The sequence below is a fragment of the Streptomyces doebereineriae genome (assembly GCF_031845645.1).
Lineage (GTDB): Bacteria > Actinomycetota > Actinomycetes > Streptomycetales > Streptomycetaceae > Streptomyces > Streptomyces canus.
In genome coordinates, this window is the sequence record NZ_JAVREZ010000347.1 from 1 (window position 1) to 442 (window position 442).

Genomic DNA, 442 nt, shown 5'->3' on the forward strand with positions numbered 1-442 from the left:
GTGTCCTCAGCCCGCTGGGCGGCGGCGGGAGGGGTGCTTCGTCAGGATCGTTGAGGCGCAGGGTGGTCAATGCCGGCCAGAACTCGCGAAGTGGCGTGAGGTCGGTGACGGTGCTGGGAACGCCCAGGTCCTCGAGCGGCGCCGTGGTGGGCAGCGCGTCGAGGTCACGGCAGGTCATTCCGTCACCCACGAAGAGTTTCCGGAGACCGGTGAGCGCGTTCAGGCAGTGGTAGTCGCTCATCCGGGGGAGTTGCCGCAGGAGCAGCTCGCGGAGGGGTAACTCCACGACGGGGGAGAGATCGGCGACCATGGGGCCGTCGATGAGAGAGAGACGGCCCAGGTGGCGGTACGCCTGGAGAAAGTCGAGGTGGGTGAGGCGCTCACAGCTCAGTGAGAGCTCCTCGATGTTCTTGTCGCACAGCGCCCGCGTGATCTCAGGGCC

At 67.2% G+C, this 442-nt stretch carries 1 pseudogene; it reads right to left on the reverse strand.

The window, feature by feature from the left end:
- Window positions 1–442, reverse strand: a pseudogene (locus RNB18_RS52230) (hypothetical protein); the annotation flags it as partial.